The organism is Bradyrhizobium viridifuturi (assembly GCF_001238275.1).
GTDB classification, from domain to species: domain Bacteria; phylum Pseudomonadota; class Alphaproteobacteria; order Rhizobiales; family Xanthobacteraceae; genus Bradyrhizobium; species Bradyrhizobium viridifuturi.
In genome coordinates this window covers 32,125-50,014 of record NZ_LGTB01000058.1, presented here as the reverse complement: position 1 = coordinate 50,014, position 17,890 = coordinate 32,125, and the positions used below count along the sequence as shown (strand labels likewise).

Sequence of the window (17,890 nt, the reverse complement as noted above, 5' to 3'; positions counted from 1 at the left end):
CGAATCGTCAGAGCATACCTTCTCGGGAGCACAATCGGCAGTCATCCCGCAGCGGCCTGCAACGACCGGGACCGGAAAAAGCCAATATGGCGTCGGCAACTCTACTGCCAGCATGCTGGGTCGGAAGACGCGTTGCTCACTCTCGCACCAAACCCTCGGCTTGCCCGCGCCCTCGACTGTCACATATTGCGGGACGTTGTTGACCGCACCGAGACACTCACCGGCTGTGCAATCGAGCGCGCTTATTACGAAGCGGGTGACCCAAGGCGTGGCTGAGTGCAAGCGAGCCTTGGCCCTGGATCACAATCTGGCTGATGCTCACGAGATGATGGGCATCGCGAAATCCTGTATGGGTTGCAGCGCCGGTACCGAGTCGCACGTCAACGAAGCATTCACAATCGATCCGTCATTGAAGGGACCTAGTGTATTAGCGGTCGGCAGATTGTTCGCAAGCAGCCACAAATTGATTCCGCGGCAGATTCCAAAAGCGCCCTTTGCCAGAATGGCGGGGAAGGCGGCCATTCTGATCAGCAAGGCGGTTGAGAGTCGCGCGAACTTGAAGAGTTCATGACTCCACGACGTTCCTCCTGATCGTCTTATAGTGATCGGATGGTTCCACAACTTGGCTCCCGACCACCTCTGTCCCCCGAGCTTTAGGTGGTGTGTAGTCGACGGGACCGTCGAGTTGTATCGAAGAGAAGGACTGCAAGGCGCCTACCAGGATCGGGGGGCACCTAATTCACTGCCGTTGTCTGAGCTGGCTTGTAGCGTTGCATATCCTCCAGGAGAAACTCGAGTGGCAAACGCGCCCGCATTCGTTGCATTAACAAGATAGAAAGAACGACACCCCACGAAAGAGTTAAGCGAGCACAGATATCCTCGGTTGATAAATGGCGCCACAGGGGGACCGCATTTTTGGCAGTCAGGATTTCCATACCCGCGGAGCGAGGGGATGTGCAATTGCGTTGACGCCTGCCAGAAGTCGATCGATGGTTGAGAGAGTAAAAAATGGTAGCTGTTAGTGAAAATAGTCACTATCGATCCTGCGAAGAAGCGCATTGCAGTCGAGGACGTAACCCACGACGCGCTCGGGCGCTTTTGCGGTGCGACCCGCGGCGTGGTCGCAAAGCTCCCGAATGCTGACGTGGTCCTTGCTGCCGACGGTCGACAATCCGAGGCTGGCTTTTCGATTGGAGGCCCGAAAGCGATCCGCGGCCCGGCGATACTTCCCGGAAAAAGGGCGGAATTCGGCCAACGCGTTCCAGCGAAATCAACCGTCGAGACTCTCGAAAAGCTCGTTCGCTGGCTCGATCCGGAACCCGTTCCGCGCGCACTTTCGGGCGAGATGATCACGGCGATCCTCATCGGTCGCGACAATGGACGGCCCCGCGGCAGGTGAATGCACCGTGCGGTGATGCAAACCCGGCGTGGGGGCGCCATGATGGCTCGGATGCCGTGCCTATGCATCAAGCGCTCGATCCGGCCACGGATGCGCCACGTCCCTGCACCCGCAGCGCGGCATGGACTCGCGGGCTGCTATAGCGCCCGCCGCTGTCCCGATGAATCTGCCGGATCGCGGCCAAGAGCGTGGAAGCTCATGTCCGTGTTCGGTCAAAGATCGCGATCGACTTCCTAAGAAACAGCCGGATCGTTGTCTGGAATTGCTGTAACACGAAGCCCAGACACTTGGCTCGGCTTCCGGACGGGCGCCAGCCGTCCTCTTCTTTGACATGGCAATCCTCCATTCAACCATGAGCAGGAGGGTCTGGGCTATGCGAATCGTCATCTTCCTAATCGGGATCGTCGCTAGGCCGACGTCACCACTCTCAAGTTCGCATGCACGTATGGACCATTTTTTAACGGGGATTTGCCTCCAATAATCGAACGGCCGCTACCCTCCCAGTCGCCGAGGAGCACAAGGCCGTTTCTACGCCGCACAGGCGCGCAACCGTGCTGGACAGTTTGTTTAAATGTCACGTTCCATGCGCAGCCGCTCGTTCTCCTCACGTAGCCGGATGATCTCGGAAGCCTGGTGCGCCGGCATCGGCGCCGCCTGCGTGCTGGGGCGCCGCGTCGCCGATGCCGCTCCTTCCGCAGCTTGTCCACCCAGCGCCGCAACACCGAGTCGCGAAGACCGAGTTCCTTGCTGACCGCCATGATCGACCGGCCACTCAATACCACCAGCTCAGCAGCCTGCCGCTTGTACTCTTCGGTAAGCGACCGACGTTGACGCTCTTGCATCCGACACCTCCGGGCTCTCTGAGCCTACTAGGTCCAGTTTCGCTTGATGCGTTTTCGCGGTAAGGATTGCCTTAGCCCGGCCGAAGTAGGCATCGGCAACGCGAGATTATCGATGCTGTCATGTTAGTGGACGTGATTGTGGCGTTCGACGAAAGCCCGGATCTGTCGTTCGAGGTCGCCGGGCAGGTAGTAGTTGTCGAGCGGAATGCGGTTCTTGACGGTCACTGATGCCGATGCTCGACTGTGCGACGCCATACAACGTCGAACCGTTCGCCTGGCTCGCCAAAATGCTTCGGCGCATTGCTTATGGCTAGCGGAGCAGCGAAATCGACGCTCGGCGGAATCGCGCCGCCTGACTGCATCGCCTTACCGCGTACAAAAGAAGGGCCGCCTACGTTGCCGCAAGCGACCCAAGTCTAGGGAGGAACGCCCAAGGAGGGCAGCGATAGCGGGGCGCTACCGCATTGCCTGAAAATAGGACGATCGCGATCGGCGGCTCAATTGAACGTAGGGAAACGTCGGGCATCTAAAGGGACATGGAACGATACGAAGGTTTATGGGGCCCGCGCGCGAAGCTGGGCGAAGGCTGTCGTTGCCTATGCAACACGTCGAGCAGCAGCCAATCGATGCCATCGACAAGTCAATCTTTCTTATCAGAACAAGCGACGCGAGCTCGCCGACGGGGGACCAGACATATGAGTGCGGCCAACATCGCAAATGCGCCCGACAATCCTGCGAGGTTTGCGAGGAAACCGACTAACCACTGAGGCCGCCTTACGGCACGACGTGAATCACTATTATCCCGACCAGCAGAGCAGCACCTAAGACCGCAATGCCAATACAGATGCGAGCCGCGGTTGAATATGAATGGAAGGGTGGTTGTTCGGACATGCCGCCGCGCTCCTCTTCTAGCGCCGTCACCGATCTCAGCCCGTCTTTAGCTCGGGCGCCGTAGGATGAATAGAGGATGAGGGGCCAGGGAGCGACGGCCCCCCCAGAATAGGTAGGAGCCCGATCCGATGTTGATGCTGTAGCGTCAAGCGTCGTTTGCCGTTGGGGCTGGAGTCCGTGGAGCATCAGGATCCGGCTGCGCGATCGAGCGGGTCTATGTCGACAACGACTACCGGCAGCCACGACGCGCGAAATCCCCGCCGCGTCTTCACTTCAGGTCAGAAGCGCGGCGTCGTCGGCGCGAGCTGTGAAGCCCAGTCCTCCTCTCAAACTCTGTAATGTTGAATCATTTAATCGGTAGTTGCCGGCCGAAATAGATGCTGCCTCTGGAGCGAGTGGGCAGAAGCACGTTTGCCCGGAACACGGCACTCGGAGCTCGTTTTTTCATAATCTTGGTTGTCCTCCAATTGACTTCGGCGGCCGTTTTCGATTCAGACAGGCGCAGACAGGAATGCGTAGCCTGCACGAAGAAGACCTATCTGATATTCTCGGCTATGCATCGGATTGCGCTCTTCGTTACAAATGGCGTATCCGATGTCGTATATGCGCTTGACCCTCGCCTCACGCCGAACGCAATACCCCGCGAGCGCGGTTTCCAGGTCGTGGCTGCGATGGAGTTCCTGAGCGAGGACCAGAGCATCCTCGATCGCCATGCCGCCGCCCGACGTCATCTGCGGTGTCAGCGAGTGAACCGAGTCACCCAACAATACGACGCGGCCGCGGTGCCATGGTGCAGGCATCATCAATACGTCGAACGGGCGGTAGCTTATATGATTGCCCTGGCCGACCAAGTCGGCCGCTTGGATCAGTTCGGGCGCCGTAAATGGGTCGAGCAGGTTTCGAACATAATCGCAAACCTGATCTTGAGCGACACGAAGCGTTTCATCCGTGGTTCCCAGGAAGAACAGGTAACACAGCTCCTTCGACAGCGGCAGCGCGCCAACCAATCTCCCCGTCGGATGGCGATAGAGGATGAAGCCGTCATAGCTTCGGTCCGAGAAACAGTGTAACGCCACACTCTTGGCCGGCGTAGTGCGGCTTGAACTCTTCGCCGAAGAGTTGCTGGCGCGTCTTGGAATAAACGCCATCGGCCGCGATCAACAGGCCTGCGCGATCTGTCTCGCCGTGCGAGAGCTGCACCGTCACGCCCTCAGCGTCCTGATCAATCCGAGTGACAGTCGTATTGAAGGCGATCTCGGCGCCGCTCGTCCTGGCGGCCTCCTCCAGGATCTGCCCGAGGCGCGGCCGCATGATCCCTAGCGCGGCTGGACGATCCGGGTCCCAAATTCTTGGCGAGAACTGCTGATGCAGCGGGTTTCCGGCGGCGTCGCGTATCGATACGACGTCCCACCCGTGACCGCTTTGCAGAGACGCTTCCACCAATTCCAATTCGGCGAGCGCTCGCAGCGCATTCCCGAGTAGGGTGATGCCAGTCCCGATCCGGTCGCTCCTATCTCCCATTTCGATGACTCGCACAAACACACCGATGCGTCGAAGCGCATGGGCGGCTGTCAAGCCGCCAATACCACCGCCCACGACGATAACGTTCTTCACCGTGCCCATGTTTCCTCCTACACGTCCGTTGTTCATCTCCCGTGGTGAACTGCGCCACTGCCCCTGCTCTGTGTGCAGTTCATCCGCTCGATACAGCGAGACTGCGATGTACTTCGTTTCGAGCGAGTCCCTGATGCCTTCGGTCGAGCGGTCCCGCGCAAGACCGCTCGCCTTGCTACCGCCGAAGACCGCCGCGGGATTGGAAGCGAGCCCCCAGTCGAACGTGACCATGCCGCTCTGCATCTGGCCGGACAGGCGCAAAGCCCCGCTTCAAATCCTTCAGAACCTAGTTTGTTGGCGTGCGTCCTGTTGGCGTGCGTCCCGCCGTGGAAGGGCACGATTGGCGCCACTTCGCTGAGATCGACGCTGAGGTGCGGCCGCTGCTGAAACTCGTCGATCACCGACATCTAAACGATGTCGAAGGACTGGAGAATCCGACCGCCGCGGTCATCGTCGATTGGTTCTTTGACCGCATTCTTGGCTGCTAGAGTGTGCCGATTTGCGAACGACGAGTCTTGGGTGGAGGTTAGGGTCGGTTGAGTGAAGCCATGAGCTGGGACAGACAAAAAAGGGTCTTCGCAGCTGCGCCTGAGCCGCAAAGTCGACGCCATCTGTAGAACGTTGATGGTGTTGGTCCCGATCTCGATCATGCGATCAGCGTAGATTTTGAACGGAGCTGCTTGTGTCGGACTGCCTATCGCCTTCATCCGGTGCACCGTTCGCAAGTGAGGCCGAACTGCAAGCCAACTTTGTGGCGCCTAATGGAGCTTGGGCGGCCAGATCTGCCAATCATCGTCACAGATCTGACAAATCTCGCCTTCCTCGATGCCGAGATCACTCAGGTGCCCGTTCACTGAGTGCGGAAATCGCCAAGGCAAATCCGCCGTGTCTGGCGTCGAGTTCAGAACCGATGTCCCCGAAATCGAGCGAAGCCTCATAGCGTCGGTCGCAGCAGGCATGGTAACCGCAAACGTTACGTTCTGAAGGCCGACGCTCTCCAGGTGACCAATTAAGACCAGGCAACCGGCTACCATGTGTGCAATCCAACGAGTTAGATCACCCCAGTTAACTCTAGGCGAACTCATCACGAAGTGCGACTACCAATTCTTGGAGGTGGAAGGGCCGCGGGATGTCCCGATCGCTATTGAACTAGGTCGGGCCGGCGCGCATCCTCAATATCGTCGACGATGTCAGCAAGGAATGTCTGGGCGCCATTCCTGACACGTCGATCTCGGGCCGGCGTGTGGCGCGGGAACTGACGACGGTTGTCGCGCGGCGCGGCAAACCCTGCCTGATCGTCTGCGACAACGGCACCAAACTCACCTGTAACGCCATGCTGGCTGGTACAAGGAAACCGGCATCGACTGGGACTATGGGACGAACGGGCGTCAACTGAAGCGGCCTAATTCAGCTTCAGCTCTTTGATTGCAAGCCGCGAGATGGCTGATGCGTTCGTTACGCCGCGCGCGCGGACCTCAATGACCTTGCGCGCGATAAATTCGCAAAGTGGGTCTCCCCGCTCGACCAACCCAAGCGATTCCAGCGTGAGCCGGTAAGCCCAATTAAGCGAGTTCCGCTCCTTTTCCGTATAGGTACTTCCGGCGAGCAGGCGATTGATTGTCATCGGCCAACGATCCCGTGGAACCGATAATCATGCCCGAATAGGGGACCATTGTCGTAGATCAAAAAACAAAGTCAAAGTTCTGCTACACAGGAATGATGTGTCGCGGATTGATGTTCGTGATACTCAGCATGTCGTCATCCCATCGATTGCAATTGCCATGATGCCGGTAATGTAAGGCGTCAGCTCGATGGCCGAGCAACGATCGTGCCATTAGCCGCGACGAGAAGATCAACATTCGCTTCAGGTCATCTAGTCTTACTGCGTCACAAACGATGATCTGTGTAGTGGTCGAACTTGATCGCACAACAAGGACATCTCGACAGCATTCGGACGAGCCCATGTTCGAACCGTCGTCGCATCGTCGCGATCGACTTTGGAATGTGACGTTGGGTCCGCAGCGGCAAATCCGCGGGGTCTGTAATCTGCGGGAACGCGATCGAGCGGGATCGGCCGGGCGCGCCGGGCGCCTGAGGGGGGAATCGTCTCCTGCTCGGAAATCAGGAATCCGTAGGCCGCAATGCACATCGTTGCGTGATGATGAAAGCCGCGCCAGCCGCGTCCCTCGAAGTGGCCGAGCCCGACCTCCTGCTTGAGGTCCTGATAGTCGCGTTCGATGCGCCAGCGCAGTTTAGCCGTCTCAACGAGCGTCCGGAATGCCACATCTTCCGACAATGTCGAAAGCCAGTATTTGGTTGGCTGGTCCTCGCCTTTCGGCCATTCGATCAGCAACCATTCCTGCGCTCGCCGGGTGGTTTGCCAATAATCACGATGCGCGGCACGAACCCGCACGCGGGCAAAGCGCGAGGTCAGTTTTTCGTTCGTTCCTTGCCGCCAGGTTATGGTGCGCCAAGCTTGGGCCGGCAGGCCGATCGCGAGCGCTTTGACGGCGGCTGGCTGATGCTGACGGTTGCGGCGCATCAGTGTTGGTGGACGGCCGCGGCCTTACCATGGCTTCGGCGGCAAGGGACCGGTGGCGGGCGCCCATACCGTCGTGCTCGACAGAAGACCCACCACATAGGTCAATCCCAGCGCCGTGATCTCGGTGCGCAGGTCGCTGTTGTTGCCATAGCCAGCGTCCATCAGCACGACACCGCGCGGAAGGCCGCTTGCACAGGCCCACCGCAACTGCTCCAGCGCGATCTCCGGCTTGGTCTGGAAGCCGACTTCGGCAGGAATGCCTACCTTGCGCCGCCGATCGCGGTCCGCAGTCCATCCTTCGGAAGATAAAGGCGGTAAGCGACAGGCAGGCTGGCGTGGTGGTTGGCAATCGACAGCGACACCGCCACCTGGCAATTATCCTGCTTGCCGAGCTGCCCGCAATATTGCCGTGCAACTCCAACCGAATGTCGCCCCTGCTTGGGAAATCCGGTGTCATCGATGATCCAGGCTTCGATGGGCCCCTGGCGTTCAATCGCCGGCGGGACCATCTCGCGTACCTTGCCCAGCACCTTCTCATCCGACCAGGCGCCGCTGCCTACGAAATGCAGCAGCGATTGATGCTGTGCCGCCGTCCGCTCCGGAGCCGTCACCGCCGCCATCGGCTCCACGCTCTTGCGACCGCCACAGGCCATCAGGCCGACGCAATAGTCGCGCAGCGGCGCCTTCCGATCAGCATGACCGATGACACTGGCAAGCCCTTCCAAATACGCCGCAAATCGCTTCTCGCTCGTCTTGGTGCCACGCCCGCTCATATCGGCCTCATCGGCTAATGGTCGATGCTTCAACCATCGCTGATTCTGACCGGCGGTTTTGTGACTCAGTCAGACTAGGGGCATTCCTGGCGGGTCGGCAACGACCGCTTGATGCCTAGCATCCGACAAGCGGCACTTGGGCGTTTTGCGCCTATTCAAATGCTAGTGCTGGTCGCCGCGGCGAGCTCGGCCGCGACGCGCGCTGCTGCAGCATGCCGCTGATGATTTGGTAGAGCGTCGCGATCCGGTCGGCCAGGCCGCGCGCAACGGCCTCGCGCGTGCCGACCATGCGGCCCTGACCAAATTCCTCGCGGATCTTGGTCTGCGTCACGCGCCGGCCACTCGCGACCGCCTTGATGAAATCGGCGCCAGCCTCATTGGCTCGGCCCTGCAGATAGGCCTTGGCTGTCATCCGACAGCGGCGCGAACGGATGCGCCGCGGTTTTCAGCGGCGACTGTTCCGACCTGACGATCGTCTTACGGCACCAAAGGCAGCTGGCATCGCGGCGGCGCGACTGTTTGCGGCTGGTGCTGGTGCGGGTTCTTCGACGACGCGACAATGCAGCGTTTCGCCGCCCGCTAGCCGGCGCCGGCCGGCATCAAGTACCTGGACGCCACATGACCACCCGACCGCAGGCGCTCGACACGCACGATCGACGTCCCCAATTTGGCGCGGCTGATGCGGATTGATCGGACCACGATCACGCGGCATATTGGCGACGAAACACTGACCTGCCGCATCAAAGGCAAAGGTCGTATCAAGCGCCGTCGCGTGTTCACGCGCTTCGACGTTGAGGCGTTCCTGCAGGCGCTCGCGGAGACAGCAGCCCAATGCCGTCTAACGGACAGAAAGAGTTCCTATCACCAATTCGAGTTATCGATCAACCGTTATCGACGTTGCGGCTCGACTAAACTCCGTGATGAACGTGACGCGCAGGCCTTCGAGGACGCGCGGCGCGCCGAAGCGCAAGCCCTCCTGAACCGACTAAATCGCGAAGGGCGAGGCCCGCTCCGGCTCAAGCCTGCCTACGATCGCTGGTGGAACGAGCTCGGCCAACACCTTGCCGACAAAAAAATCAAATCCGTGCTCGACCGCATCGTCGAGATCCTGGAGCGAAGATCTACTTCCATGAAATTACGGACGACGTCGTCTCGCGGTTGATCGAGGAGCGGCGGAAAGATCGCCGGCGCGATCGCACAGTTACTGACGCCAAGGGCAGCCGATCCCGCCGGGCAACTATGCACCGGGCGGCACAGGCGACGCTCCGGCAGTCTCGTCCGGAGTGACCGTCCCAGATCAGGAAATCCATGATGCGCAGGAAGAGGGGTTCGCGAACCTGATCCAACTGAGGCAATTTCCGGACACTCTCTACGTGGCGCCCGCCTTGTGCCACACGCGGCACGGAGCGTGGGCGGCGCTGAACCAGGGCGGCTCCGGCCAGCCCGGCGACTACGTACCCGGCGCATGGACGATATACGAGGACAATCTCTACAGCCTCGTGGCTCCTGAGGCCTCGCGCTTGAAATCCATCATCGACGTCGGCAGGATCGACCGCTTGGAAACCTGCGAATGGGCGCTCTCCGAGAACGACTTGCGCCGGCGTCGTTTCGTCCAGCTGCTGAACGGTGCGCTCCGCGACGATCTGTGGGGCCATGGGGTGAGGTAGCACAGCGATCTCGATGTCTATGCGTTCATCGGACGCACCGAAGAGGGACCGAGGCGGCTGAAGTATCCGAACCTCAAGGTCCGCAGCACCTCCACTGTGGTCTCGCACTACGAGTCGACCTCGAAGGACGGAAGGAAGTTCACGTACTACCGCCACAACGCCTTTCAGGGGCGTTTCCGCTGGCTGGGCGGAAAATGGTATCTGGAGATCACGCCGACGTACCGCTTCACGTTCAACGGGAAGGACCTCGACCGCTTTCATGAAAAGCGACTGTCGGGGATCAAGCCTATCGAGAAGAACCGCTCCGTTCTCAGCCAGCTTCTGATCTGGCAGGCGATCCTGCGAGCGCCCTGGACGAAGGTCGATCGGGCGCGCTTGCTGGAGTTCGCACCGCTGGAGTCCTTTCGCTTCGCACGCATGGACGACGAGTCACTCACGCCGCTGGACTCGCCGATTTCGGCCATCGAGCGACTAGGAGATCGAGTGATGAGACTCCAGTTCATCGGTTGAGCGTTCTTTCAGAACAACAGCCACGTCGACATTCGCGCCGGACTGACTTCGTTCGGCGTCTTCGACAAGGGCAGCCCCACGATCCCGACTCCGATCCGCTTGGGAGTGGTCGGCACGACGGCGACCGTCGACCGCGTTCGCGACTGGCTTGAGGACTGCAAGAACGGCGTCGCGTCCCAGGAGACAAAGCTCACGACCCTTCGCCCTTCGTTCCCGGGATGACCACTCAGGTCTTCGGGACGACTCTGGAGCTTTCCGACCTGACGACGCGCGCGGTTTCGCGCCACGAGCTTTCGGCCGCGTTGGCCGGCGAGGAGCCTCTGACCCGCCTGGTCGAGACCTTCATGGACCACGCGCGAGATCTGGCGGCGAAAAGCGGGCCCCACGTTCTCATAATCGCGCTGCCTCACGAGGTCTTCGCCGGGAGACGGACCTCGCATCTCCGAGGTCGACCCTCCGATCGACGAACCGCAGGAGCCGGCTCCGGAGCAGCGGCGACCGAAGCCATCGTCGCTGAACTTCCACGATTTGTTCAAGGCGCGTGCGGTCGACTTGCCCCTTCCGTGTCAAGTCGTGCGTCCGGACACCTACGGTTTTTCGCTCGGTGGCCGCGCGCGCGACAGGAAGCTGCAGGACAAGGCCACGACCGCCTGGAATTTCCATACCGCGCTCGTCTTCGAAGACTGAGGCTGGTCACTTTTGCTCCCAACCAGGCCAGAACCGCACGGCTCGCCCAGTCGATCATGGGCGACGAGATAAAGAAAGCCGCGGCTCGTTCGCCGTCTCAAACGGTTCTCTCGCTTGCTCTTGAATTATTTCGTGAGCGCATCAGAAAATCAGCGCTCTTGTTCTTTCACTCTTAGCCGGCCGTCATGACGCGCCTCATCTTTTTCGCTTCGCGATGGGTGGCGCTCTTGCACGGAGGCTAGGACCGTCGCGCGTTCAAACGAACGACCGTTTTCGAGATGGTGCGCGATCCGCTCCTTGGCGAAGGCCATAATGCTCTGGCGAGCATTCTCATCGTTGGGTAGTGCGCGTTCGACAAGCTTGTTGATAGCGACAACCTGGGATCGGGCCGCGAGCAGGTCGGAATCATGCGCTGGCGCCGATCGGTCTGCACGGCGTTCCGCCACCGTCACACTCCACATGTTGCGCCACATCTGGCGCCGTTCACTGCTAGCGATTCCTGTGGCGGCGTCTATGGACTTGATCGCCCTGACGACAGGTTCAACGCCATCCATGCGCAGAGAGATGCGGTCGCCAGGCCTGGCGCCACTATTTGCGACGTCCATTACAACGCCGATGCCCCACACTTGATGTCGCCGGCCATTATCCAGTTCGATGGCTACATAAGTTGACGGCTCCGCGTCGGCGCGGTTGCGATACGGGCCAAAACCGACCTCCATCAGACGTCCGGAAACGCCCTTGTCGTAATCGAGCCTATCCGCCTGCACTGACCTGTCGGAGGCCGAGCGGGCCTTGGCATCATTGGTCCGGGCGTGGGCTCGATCCGATGCGGCTCGTCGGTCAGCGAGCGCCTGGCGATCAAGCTCGTTTGGCTGATAGCCCTCTACCTCCATTCCGCGCGCGCGTCCCTCGAGCCACGCCTCGCGCCGGAACTCGACGGAACCACGGACGTGCAGCGCCTCCCACCGGCGATGGTGTGCCACGCTGACCATGTCCCGGATCACTTCGGCGGCAGCTAGGCGGGTGACCAGGCGATCTTCAGTGGTCTTGAACGCGAGGTACTCTTTCCGCTCATCGGCATAGAGCCGCGCTTCGCGGTCGGATCCATCCTTTTCGGAGGCACTGGCCACCACGTAATATTTTCGGCGGATACGGTCCGGAAACGCACTATCGGTGACCTCCGCGGATGAAGGCTGATTGGAGGCTGTTTCCCTGGACTCGTCTTCCCCCTTTTCTCGGGTGGACGCGGGCCGCGCGCGACGTTGCCGCTCCAGGCTGAATTCCGCGCTGGCGTCAATCCTGTCGTTCATGCTGCTCAGCCTTCGGCTCTCGGACGGTCCGCCGTGTCGGCGGAATGACCTGAGCGTCGATGTATTTCACGGTCCAGGCTTTCAGGTCTTCTTCGGACAAGCCTTCGAGATTCACATCGACCCCGCCAAAGTCAAAACTGACATCGTCAGGAATCGTTGAGGGATCGGCCACCTCCTCGTCGGTCATCGGCCGCAAACGGAATATTGCGCGAAGCTCGGCGACTTCGGAGCGAAGCTCCTTGATTTCGGCGTCCAGCAACGCGTTCGAGAGCCCCTTCGGCATCGCCTGAATCGGCGCCGGCAGTAGCCGTTGCAGGAAGGCCTTATCTTCGTAGTAAATGAGCTTGTCGGCGATCAGCGGAGGGATCGCGGTGCCGAGGATGAATGCTTTGGACCTGGGCAGAAGCTTGAGCTCCTGGGGCAGCATGAGAGCCCGTCGATGCTCTGACACTGTTTGGCTCGTTGATCGAGCAGAAAAGCCCCTTGGTCCACTTTGGCTGCGAGCTTTCACCGTATCGTAGCCAATTCGCTCCGAAAGCTCATTTGCGACGTCTTGCTCCTTCGGGGCGAAGACAACCTCAACGGCATGATTGGTCATGAAGTTGCGGGCGATATCAGCGCCGTAGATCGCACGAAGTTGCGCCGGGCTTTGGACGACCGTCAAAAGTCGGATTCCGTATCCGGCAACGAACGCGACCGATTTCGCCAGAACGTTGACATTGCCGAGCGCTGGGAATTCGTCGAGCAACAGGAGGACCTTGCGATTAAGCTTCGGATTGTGCTCCGGCAGCTCGCGGGTATTGAGATCGACGACCTGCTGAAAGAACAGGTTCAGCAAGGGCGCCATGCGCTCGAGATTGTCCGGCGTGACGCCGAGATAGATCGACATCGGTTGTTGCCGCAGCTTGCGTAAATCGAAGTCATTGGCTGACGTCGCTGTATCGATGCGAGGATTGAGCCACAGGCCAAGTCTTGCGGTCACGGTCTTGCGCACCGAATTCATGGTGTTTTCCGAAGCTGCAAGGAAGTCGTTTAATGCGGTGATGCAGGAGCGGGACAAGGGGGAGCTGCTCGATCGCCGCGCAGCGATGATCTTCTCGTAATGCGACTTGAGGTCAGGCACAGCGGACAGCTGGTGCAGGATCTCGCCGATGGTCAGAGGTAGTCCGGGGGTTTCAGCAATGTAGCCTCCGATCGCGACAAATGCCGTCCGGGCGGCTTCGAACCAGAATGGATCGCCGCGGCTCTCTGCCGGAAACAGCATGACCGCGATGCGCTGCAGGTCATTATAGAGGTCGGCTGGATCGCTCCGCACGTAGCCCAGAGGGTTGTACCTTGCTGTACAGCCGTTCTCGTCGAGGGGATCGAACAGATGGACGGCTTGTCCATGGGCGGCGCGGAAGCCCGCCGATTTTTGCCAGTTCTCCTTCTTGACATCGAGCACGACGACCGAATCCGCCCAATTCAGCAGGTTCGGGATGACATAGCCGACCCCTTTGCCGGCCCGGGTTGGTGCATAGACCAGAACGTGTTCCGATCCACCAAAGCAAAGCATCGCACCGTCCTTGCGGCCCAGCAGAATGCCCTCCTTCGACCGGAGACCCGCAGCCTTTATCTCGCGCTCGGACGCGAAACGCGCCTTGCCGTGAAGTGGTGGCGGGCGCTGCCGGAGGAGGATACCGAGCAGGCCAAAGACCGCGATCGTGCCGGCGAGAGTGGAGAGCGTCAGCCAGCGGTCGAACCGAGGATCCGTGCCGTACCTGGGCCAACCCCTCGCGATCTCGAACAAGTGAAATCCACCGTCGTGAACCCTCAGCCCGAGCAGCAGCACGTTTGAGCTGACCACCAGAAAGAGCGCCCCGGCGCAAAGTGCGAGCACTGTGCCACGCGTGGCTTTAGCGGGCGTGATCGCGTTTGCGGATGGGATCATAGTAGATCTCAGAGATGCGATAGCGGCCGTCACGCTTTTGCATTTGGACGACGACATCAACCAGGTGCAGCAGCAGCGAGCGGATATCATCACGATGGAGGTCTCGCCCTTCCGCACTCTCCTTCACCAAAAGGGTCAACTGTTCGAAGGCAAGCCGCGCGCTATCCGCATGAACCGTGGTGATCGATCCTGGATGCCCCGAATTGACGTTCCGGAGATAGAAAAAGGCGGTGCCGTCCCGCAGTTCCTGCAACAGGATCCGGTCTGGCCTCATGCGCAATGTCGATTCCAGAAGCTCGCGCGGACCGATCTTGGCAACGCCCTGCCCGTCCTTGGCGTAGAGCAGCCGGACCGAGTTCTCGTGCGGGATAGTGAGCTCGAGGGTATCTTCAATGGTGATCAGCCGTTCATGCGCCGGGATGGCCGCGATTAAGGCTTTGGAGAGGGTCGTCTTTCCTGATCCGGTCGCGCCCGAGATGAGGATGTTGCGGCGCGTCTGGACGGCAAGCTCCAGGAATTCACGCCAAAGACCGGCTTCCTTCAGAGCGAGCAACCGGTGCTCGTCGGGATGAAGTTCGTCACCGGCTGATCGGACCTCGTCAAACAGCCTTGTCCGCTCAAGAGCGGCCAAGCTCATGGTCAGCTTCGACGGCTTGCGAATCGTGAGGCTGACCTGACCGGCCAGGACCGCCGGCGGCACGACGATTTGGCAGCGCTCTTCGCCGATCAGACTGGTCGACACCACGGGAAATTCAGGTCCGATATCTTGGCGAGTATATCCGGCAGCCGCAGTTGCCAGATGCGAGAGGTAGTCGTGTGTGAGCCCTGCCTCCGCGTGACGGGTCCAGCCCTCAGGTCCTTCTACGAAGACTTCGCCGGGCCGATTGACCACGATCTCGGTAAGGGACTCGTCAGCAAGATATCGGTTCAGCGGCTCGAGATAACGAGCCAGGACCAAACGGCCGCCATTCTGCTCGATGGATGCGAGCTGCGTCATTTCGTGACCTCGGCCGGCCCGACCCCTGCGCCCCCGACCGTGCGGTCGAATATCTGGCTCCGTGTTTCAATGCGCTTCAGCTGATAGACAGACGAGAAATCAAGGTCTCGCGCGACAAAGATATTGACCAGTTCGCCCTGGTTCTTGTTCAGCGTGGGTGGAATGTTGATCGATTGCTCGACTGCAATGCCTGCGGCGGTGTTCGCTGCACCCGTCGTGTTGTTGATCTGAATCGAGCTGTCCTGAAGCTGCTGACGTCCAATCGAACCCGCATCGCCCACGATCGACAGCAGCAGTGCTGATCCAAACCTTTCCCAGAAGTGGGTGTCGATATCACCGTCAAAGCCGGCCCGGCCAAGCGCGTCTGTGGCGGGTGATGCGAGCGCGACGATGACCCCTGTCGGCGTCTTCGCGCGGGACCACAGAACGAACATGCGCTTTGAGCCGCGCCTTACATTGCCGCGGTATTCGCCGACGACTTGGGTGCCTTTTTCCATGAGCACAACGTTGCCAGAATCGGAGATGACATCGCGCATCACGACGCAGGACACGAAGCCGGCGACGTCTGACGACATCGCGGTCTCCAGCACACACGGGATGGAGGTGCCCTGGGTGACCAAGAGGTTGCGGTTGGGAAGCCGTGCGGCGCGGACGCCTTCGATCGCCGTCGGCTTGAGCTTGTCGGCGAGTTCATTCGGCGGCTCCGTCCGTCCGAAAGCATAGGGATCGGCGGCAGCAGCCCCCGTCGGACCGTTGTGCCCTAAACGACCGGCAGAGACCGGCCGGTTGTAAGCGAGGACGGGCGCGCGGCGTGCGCTTTCGAGCATCTGATCTGGTACGGGCGGGGCTGTCGCCGGAGCGGCCGCGGTCGGTACAGCCGGAATGGACGCCGTCGTGAGCGGTGCGGCCGGCGCTTCCGTGGCAGGCTCGAATGCTGCTGCCTGGCGGATCATGAGCTTGCGGGCGGACTCAGCGACCGGCTTATCGCCTTTCCACGTGCTCCAGATGATGAGAAAGGCGAATGCCGTGAGCCCGAGAGCGCCAAACCCGCGCTTGAGCATCGTTGTTCGTGCGTGGTCGCTCTGACCGACGGGGGTAATGCCGCGGTCGCCGTCGATTGTTTCGTTATTGAGCTCGGTCATATCGGGTCGGGCCTATCGGGGCGTTACGGTTGGAGCTGTCTTCTTGGCCCGCCGCTCGATCGACGGGCTCGTGGTGTTGGTGCCTGGATTGATCCCAACGGGGTCGAACGCTTCATTGAAGATGCAGAGCACGATGTTGCCCTTGCGCAGCCGAAACTCGCGTGCCGTTGCGTGGACGACCACCAGTTCGCCGCGGACATCCTTCGGCACCAGGCTTTCCGAACCGTCGGAATTGATCAGGTAAATGGCCGGGATTTCGCGGTTGCCCGCAAAGCGAAATGTGGTCTCCTTGCCATCGTCAAAGACGGCTTCGGGCTCCAGATCAACGGGCCCCTGGGCCGAGAAGCGCCAGTTTCGCGCCCCATAGGCGTGATGGAGGTCGAAGGTCTGGTCGATTAGTGCCCCTTCCCGTTCAGAGCTTCGCGCGGCTGCTTCCGCGCGGCGCCGCTCGATCTCGTCGCCGGGATAGGCGAAGCGAACGACGAAGTAGCTGTCGGCCAGCGTGGTCTCGGCGATCGATAGCTCAAACTGGTAGGAGCGCTTTCGTCCGTCCGCGCGAGTGGTCACGACCTGTAGATTGGTGGGCGGATGCTTCTCGCGCGGTTTGAGAAACAGAATGGAGCCGGCCGGCGCAACCTCCCATGCAACTGAATCGCCGATTGCGACATGGGCGACCTCTTCATCATCTCCGAACATGACTTGGGTTGAAGCTCGAATGACGCCGTTGACCCGGACCACATTGGTCGGGTCATAGGTGACGGTGCGCACCCGGGCGTCATGCTGACCCGGCGACGGTTGTTGCAGCGCCAGGACCGGGCCTGCAAGACTGAGGGACAAGGCTATCGGAAAGATAAGACGTTTCATGGCACGACCTCCGGATCGGCGCGATATTCCGAAACCTGAAAGCCGAGGGGATTGACTAGGCGATCGGCGGAGGACATCGGCGCATTGGCATAGGAAAAGGTGAGCGTGGAGACCCAATGGGTGATGCGGGTCTCCTCACCTTTTCGGCTTTCCTTCATGAAACGAACCGACGCCACATTGTCGGCCAGGAGGGAAATTGCCTTGATCCGAATCGTGGCGACCCCAAACCGTCCCTGGACAACCTGCGGACTCTCCGGGTTTGAGCCCCGGTACCACGCCGCGAAACGGGTCTGCTCGCCCGACCCCGAAAGCAGGGAGATCGTCCGGAAATTCGTCTCCGCCTCGGGATAGCTGTAACCCTCGCGCGCGCGGACGTAGCGTCCGAGGAAGTATTTTGTCACCGCCTCGTCGTAGCGCGCTGGTGTCGCGGTCAGTGCCGAAACCGTATCGACGATGCCGGTGGCATTATCCACCCGTATGACGAAAGGCTCGACTGTCTTGAGTGGCGCCAGTGCTGCAACGGCTCCCACGGAGATGATCGCCAGTGCACAGGCGCCTGCTGCGATGAACCATGCCGTTCGTCGCGAGCGGTGAGCCGATAGCAACAGGTCCTGTTCCCATCGACGCGCATTCTCGAAATACGCTTTCAAGTCGTCAGGTCCGACCATCTCACACCTCTTTGCCGCAAGGGTGGTACGAGGCAGCGATGTCAATGTGGCTGC

Annotated in this window: 18 protein-coding genes and 4 pseudogenes; 6 read left to right on the top strand and 16 right to left on the bottom strand. The window is 60.4% G+C overall.

Annotated features, from left to right (window positions below; translation table 11 throughout):
* A pseudogene (locus ALC15_RS45650) lies at positions 1–571 on the top strand (hypothetical protein); the annotation flags it as partial.
* A gap of 447 nt (positions 572–1,018) precedes the next feature.
* Here the strand turns inward: ALC15_RS45650 and ALC15_RS45645 are convergent.
* From ALC15_RS45645 to ALC15_RS46815, 6 genes and pseudogenes are all read right to left on the bottom strand, one after another.
* Positions 1,019–1,255 carry a hypothetical protein gene (locus ALC15_RS45645; RefSeq protein ID WP_210168620.1) on the bottom strand — a complete coding sequence of 79 codons (237 nt, stop codon included), beginning with the start codon at positions 1,253–1,255 and terminating at the stop codon, positions 1,019–1,021.
* Positions 1,256–1,466: 211 nt separating this feature from the next.
* On the bottom strand, positions 1,467–1,583 hold the full coding sequence (locus tag ALC15_RS43760; protein ID WP_128089689.1) for a transposase: 117 nt from the start codon (positions 1,581–1,583) through the stop codon (positions 1,467–1,469).
* A 223-nt stretch (positions 1,584–1,806) separates the two neighbouring features.
* Complete coding sequence (locus ALC15_RS48030; protein WP_128089688.1) at positions 1,807–2,241, bottom strand: transposase; 435 nt, start codon at positions 2,239–2,241, stop codon at positions 1,807–1,809.
* A gap of 27 nt (positions 2,242–2,268) precedes the next feature.
* A pseudogene (locus ALC15_RS46825) lies at positions 2,269–2,463 on the bottom strand (IS3 family transposase); the annotation flags it as partial.
* A 1,160-nt stretch (positions 2,464–3,623) separates the two neighbouring features.
* The gene (locus ALC15_RS46820; RefSeq protein WP_167350190.1) at positions 3,624–4,139 is read right to left on the bottom strand and encodes an FAD-dependent monooxygenase; all 516 of its coding nucleotides are present in this window, start codon (positions 4,137–4,139) and stop codon (positions 3,624–3,626) included.
* A gap of 34 nt (positions 4,140–4,173) precedes the next feature.
* Positions 4,174–4,977: an FAD-dependent monooxygenase gene (locus ALC15_RS46815; RefSeq protein WP_244486429.1), complete on the bottom strand. Its 804-nt coding sequence runs from the start codon at positions 4,975–4,977 to the stop codon at positions 4,174–4,176.
* Positions 4,978–5,045: 68 nt separating this feature from the next.
* Between ALC15_RS46815 and ALC15_RS43745 the strand changes: the two genes are divergently transcribed.
* Both ALC15_RS43745 and ALC15_RS45270 read left to right on the top strand, forming a co-directional pair.
* Positions 5,046–5,234 carry a 6-carboxytetrahydropterin synthase gene (locus ALC15_RS43745; protein WP_128089687.1) on the top strand — a complete coding sequence of 63 codons (189 nt, stop codon included), beginning with the start codon at positions 5,046–5,048 and terminating at the stop codon, positions 5,232–5,234.
* 677 nt (positions 5,235–5,911) lie between these two features.
* Positions 5,912–6,144 (top strand): annotated as a pseudogene (locus ALC15_RS45270) (DDE-type integrase/transposase/recombinase); the annotation flags it as partial.
* Positions 6,145–6,148: 4 nt separating this feature from the next.
* Here the strand turns inward: ALC15_RS45270 and ALC15_RS37005 are convergent.
* From ALC15_RS37005 to ALC15_RS46800, 3 genes and pseudogenes are all read right to left on the bottom strand, one after another.
* Entirely contained in the window at positions 6,149–6,370 is a 222-nt protein-coding gene (locus tag ALC15_RS37005; RefSeq protein ID WP_050631539.1) for a hypothetical protein, read from the bottom strand.
* Positions 6,371–6,625: 255 nt separating this feature from the next.
* Positions 6,626–8,061: pseudogene (locus ALC15_RS47370) on the bottom strand (IS701 family transposase).
* Positions 8,062–8,212: 151 nt separating this feature from the next.
* A complete protein-coding gene (locus ALC15_RS46800; protein ID WP_028337812.1) occupies positions 8,213–8,473 on the bottom strand; it encodes a S49 family peptidase in 261 nt (86 codons plus the stop codon).
* A gap of 267 nt (positions 8,474–8,740) precedes the next feature.
* Here ALC15_RS46800 and ALC15_RS36990 point away from each other — a divergent pair, with 267 nt between their 5' ends.
* The 3 genes from ALC15_RS36990 to ALC15_RS36980 all read left to right on the top strand — a co-directional run bounded on the left by ALC15_RS36990 (position 8,741) and on the right by ALC15_RS36980 (position 10,238).
* On the top strand, positions 8,741–9,223 hold the full coding sequence (locus tag ALC15_RS36990) for a hypothetical protein (RefSeq protein ID WP_050631538.1): 483 nt from the start codon (positions 8,741–8,743) through the stop codon (positions 9,221–9,223).
* Between the two features lie 121 nt (positions 9,224–9,344).
* A complete protein-coding gene (locus ALC15_RS36985) occupies positions 9,345–9,728 on the top strand; it encodes a hypothetical protein (protein ID WP_050631537.1) in 384 nt (127 codons plus the stop codon).
* Between the two features lie 96 nt (positions 9,729–9,824).
* Positions 9,825–10,238, top strand: a complete 414-nt coding sequence (locus ALC15_RS36980) for a hypothetical protein (RefSeq protein ID WP_050631536.1) — start codon at positions 9,825–9,827, stop codon at positions 10,236–10,238.
* Positions 10,239–10,246: 8 nt separating this feature from the next.
* Here the strand turns inward: ALC15_RS36980 and ALC15_RS45640 are convergent, their stop codons facing one another.
* The 7 genes from ALC15_RS45640 to ALC15_RS36945 all read right to left on the bottom strand — a co-directional run bounded on the left by ALC15_RS45640 (position 10,247) and on the right by ALC15_RS36945 (position 17,836).
* Entirely contained in the window at positions 10,247–10,774 is a 528-nt protein-coding gene (locus tag ALC15_RS45640; protein ID WP_128089686.1) for a hypothetical protein, read from the bottom strand.
* 300 nt (positions 10,775–11,074) lie between these two features.
* Positions 11,075–12,235, bottom strand: coding sequence for an LPD7 domain-containing protein (locus ALC15_RS36970; protein WP_050631534.1), 1,161 nt, complete (start codon positions 12,233–12,235; stop codon positions 11,075–11,077).
* Entirely contained in the window at positions 12,219–14,165 is a 1,947-nt protein-coding gene (locus tag ALC15_RS36965; protein ID WP_050631533.1) for a type IV secretory system conjugative DNA transfer family protein, read from the bottom strand. The genes ALC15_RS36970 and ALC15_RS36965 overlap by 17 nt, the downstream gene beginning before the upstream one ends.
* The gene (gene virB11, locus ALC15_RS36960; RefSeq protein ID WP_050631532.1) at positions 14,131–15,162 is read right to left on the bottom strand and encodes a P-type DNA transfer ATPase VirB11; all 1,032 of its coding nucleotides are present in this window, start codon (positions 15,160–15,162) and stop codon (positions 14,131–14,133) included. Before virB11 ends, ALC15_RS36965 begins: the two co-directional genes overlap by 35 nt.
* Positions 15,159–16,304, bottom strand: coding sequence for a type IV secretion system protein VirB10 (virB10, locus tag ALC15_RS36955; RefSeq protein ID WP_050631531.1), 1,146 nt, complete (start codon positions 16,302–16,304; stop codon positions 15,159–15,161). Before virB10 ends, virB11 begins: the two co-directional genes overlap by 4 nt.
* 12 nt (positions 16,305–16,316) lie before the next feature.
* A complete protein-coding gene (virB9, locus tag ALC15_RS36950; RefSeq protein ID WP_050631530.1) occupies positions 16,317–17,168 on the bottom strand; it encodes a P-type conjugative transfer protein VirB9 in 852 nt (283 codons plus the stop codon).
* On the bottom strand, positions 17,165–17,836 hold the full coding sequence (locus tag ALC15_RS36945) for a VirB8 family type IV secretion system protein (RefSeq protein ID WP_050631529.1): 672 nt from the start codon (positions 17,834–17,836) through the stop codon (positions 17,165–17,167). Before ALC15_RS36945 ends, virB9 begins: the two co-directional genes overlap by 4 nt.
* Positions 17,837–17,890 lie beyond the last annotated feature (54 nt).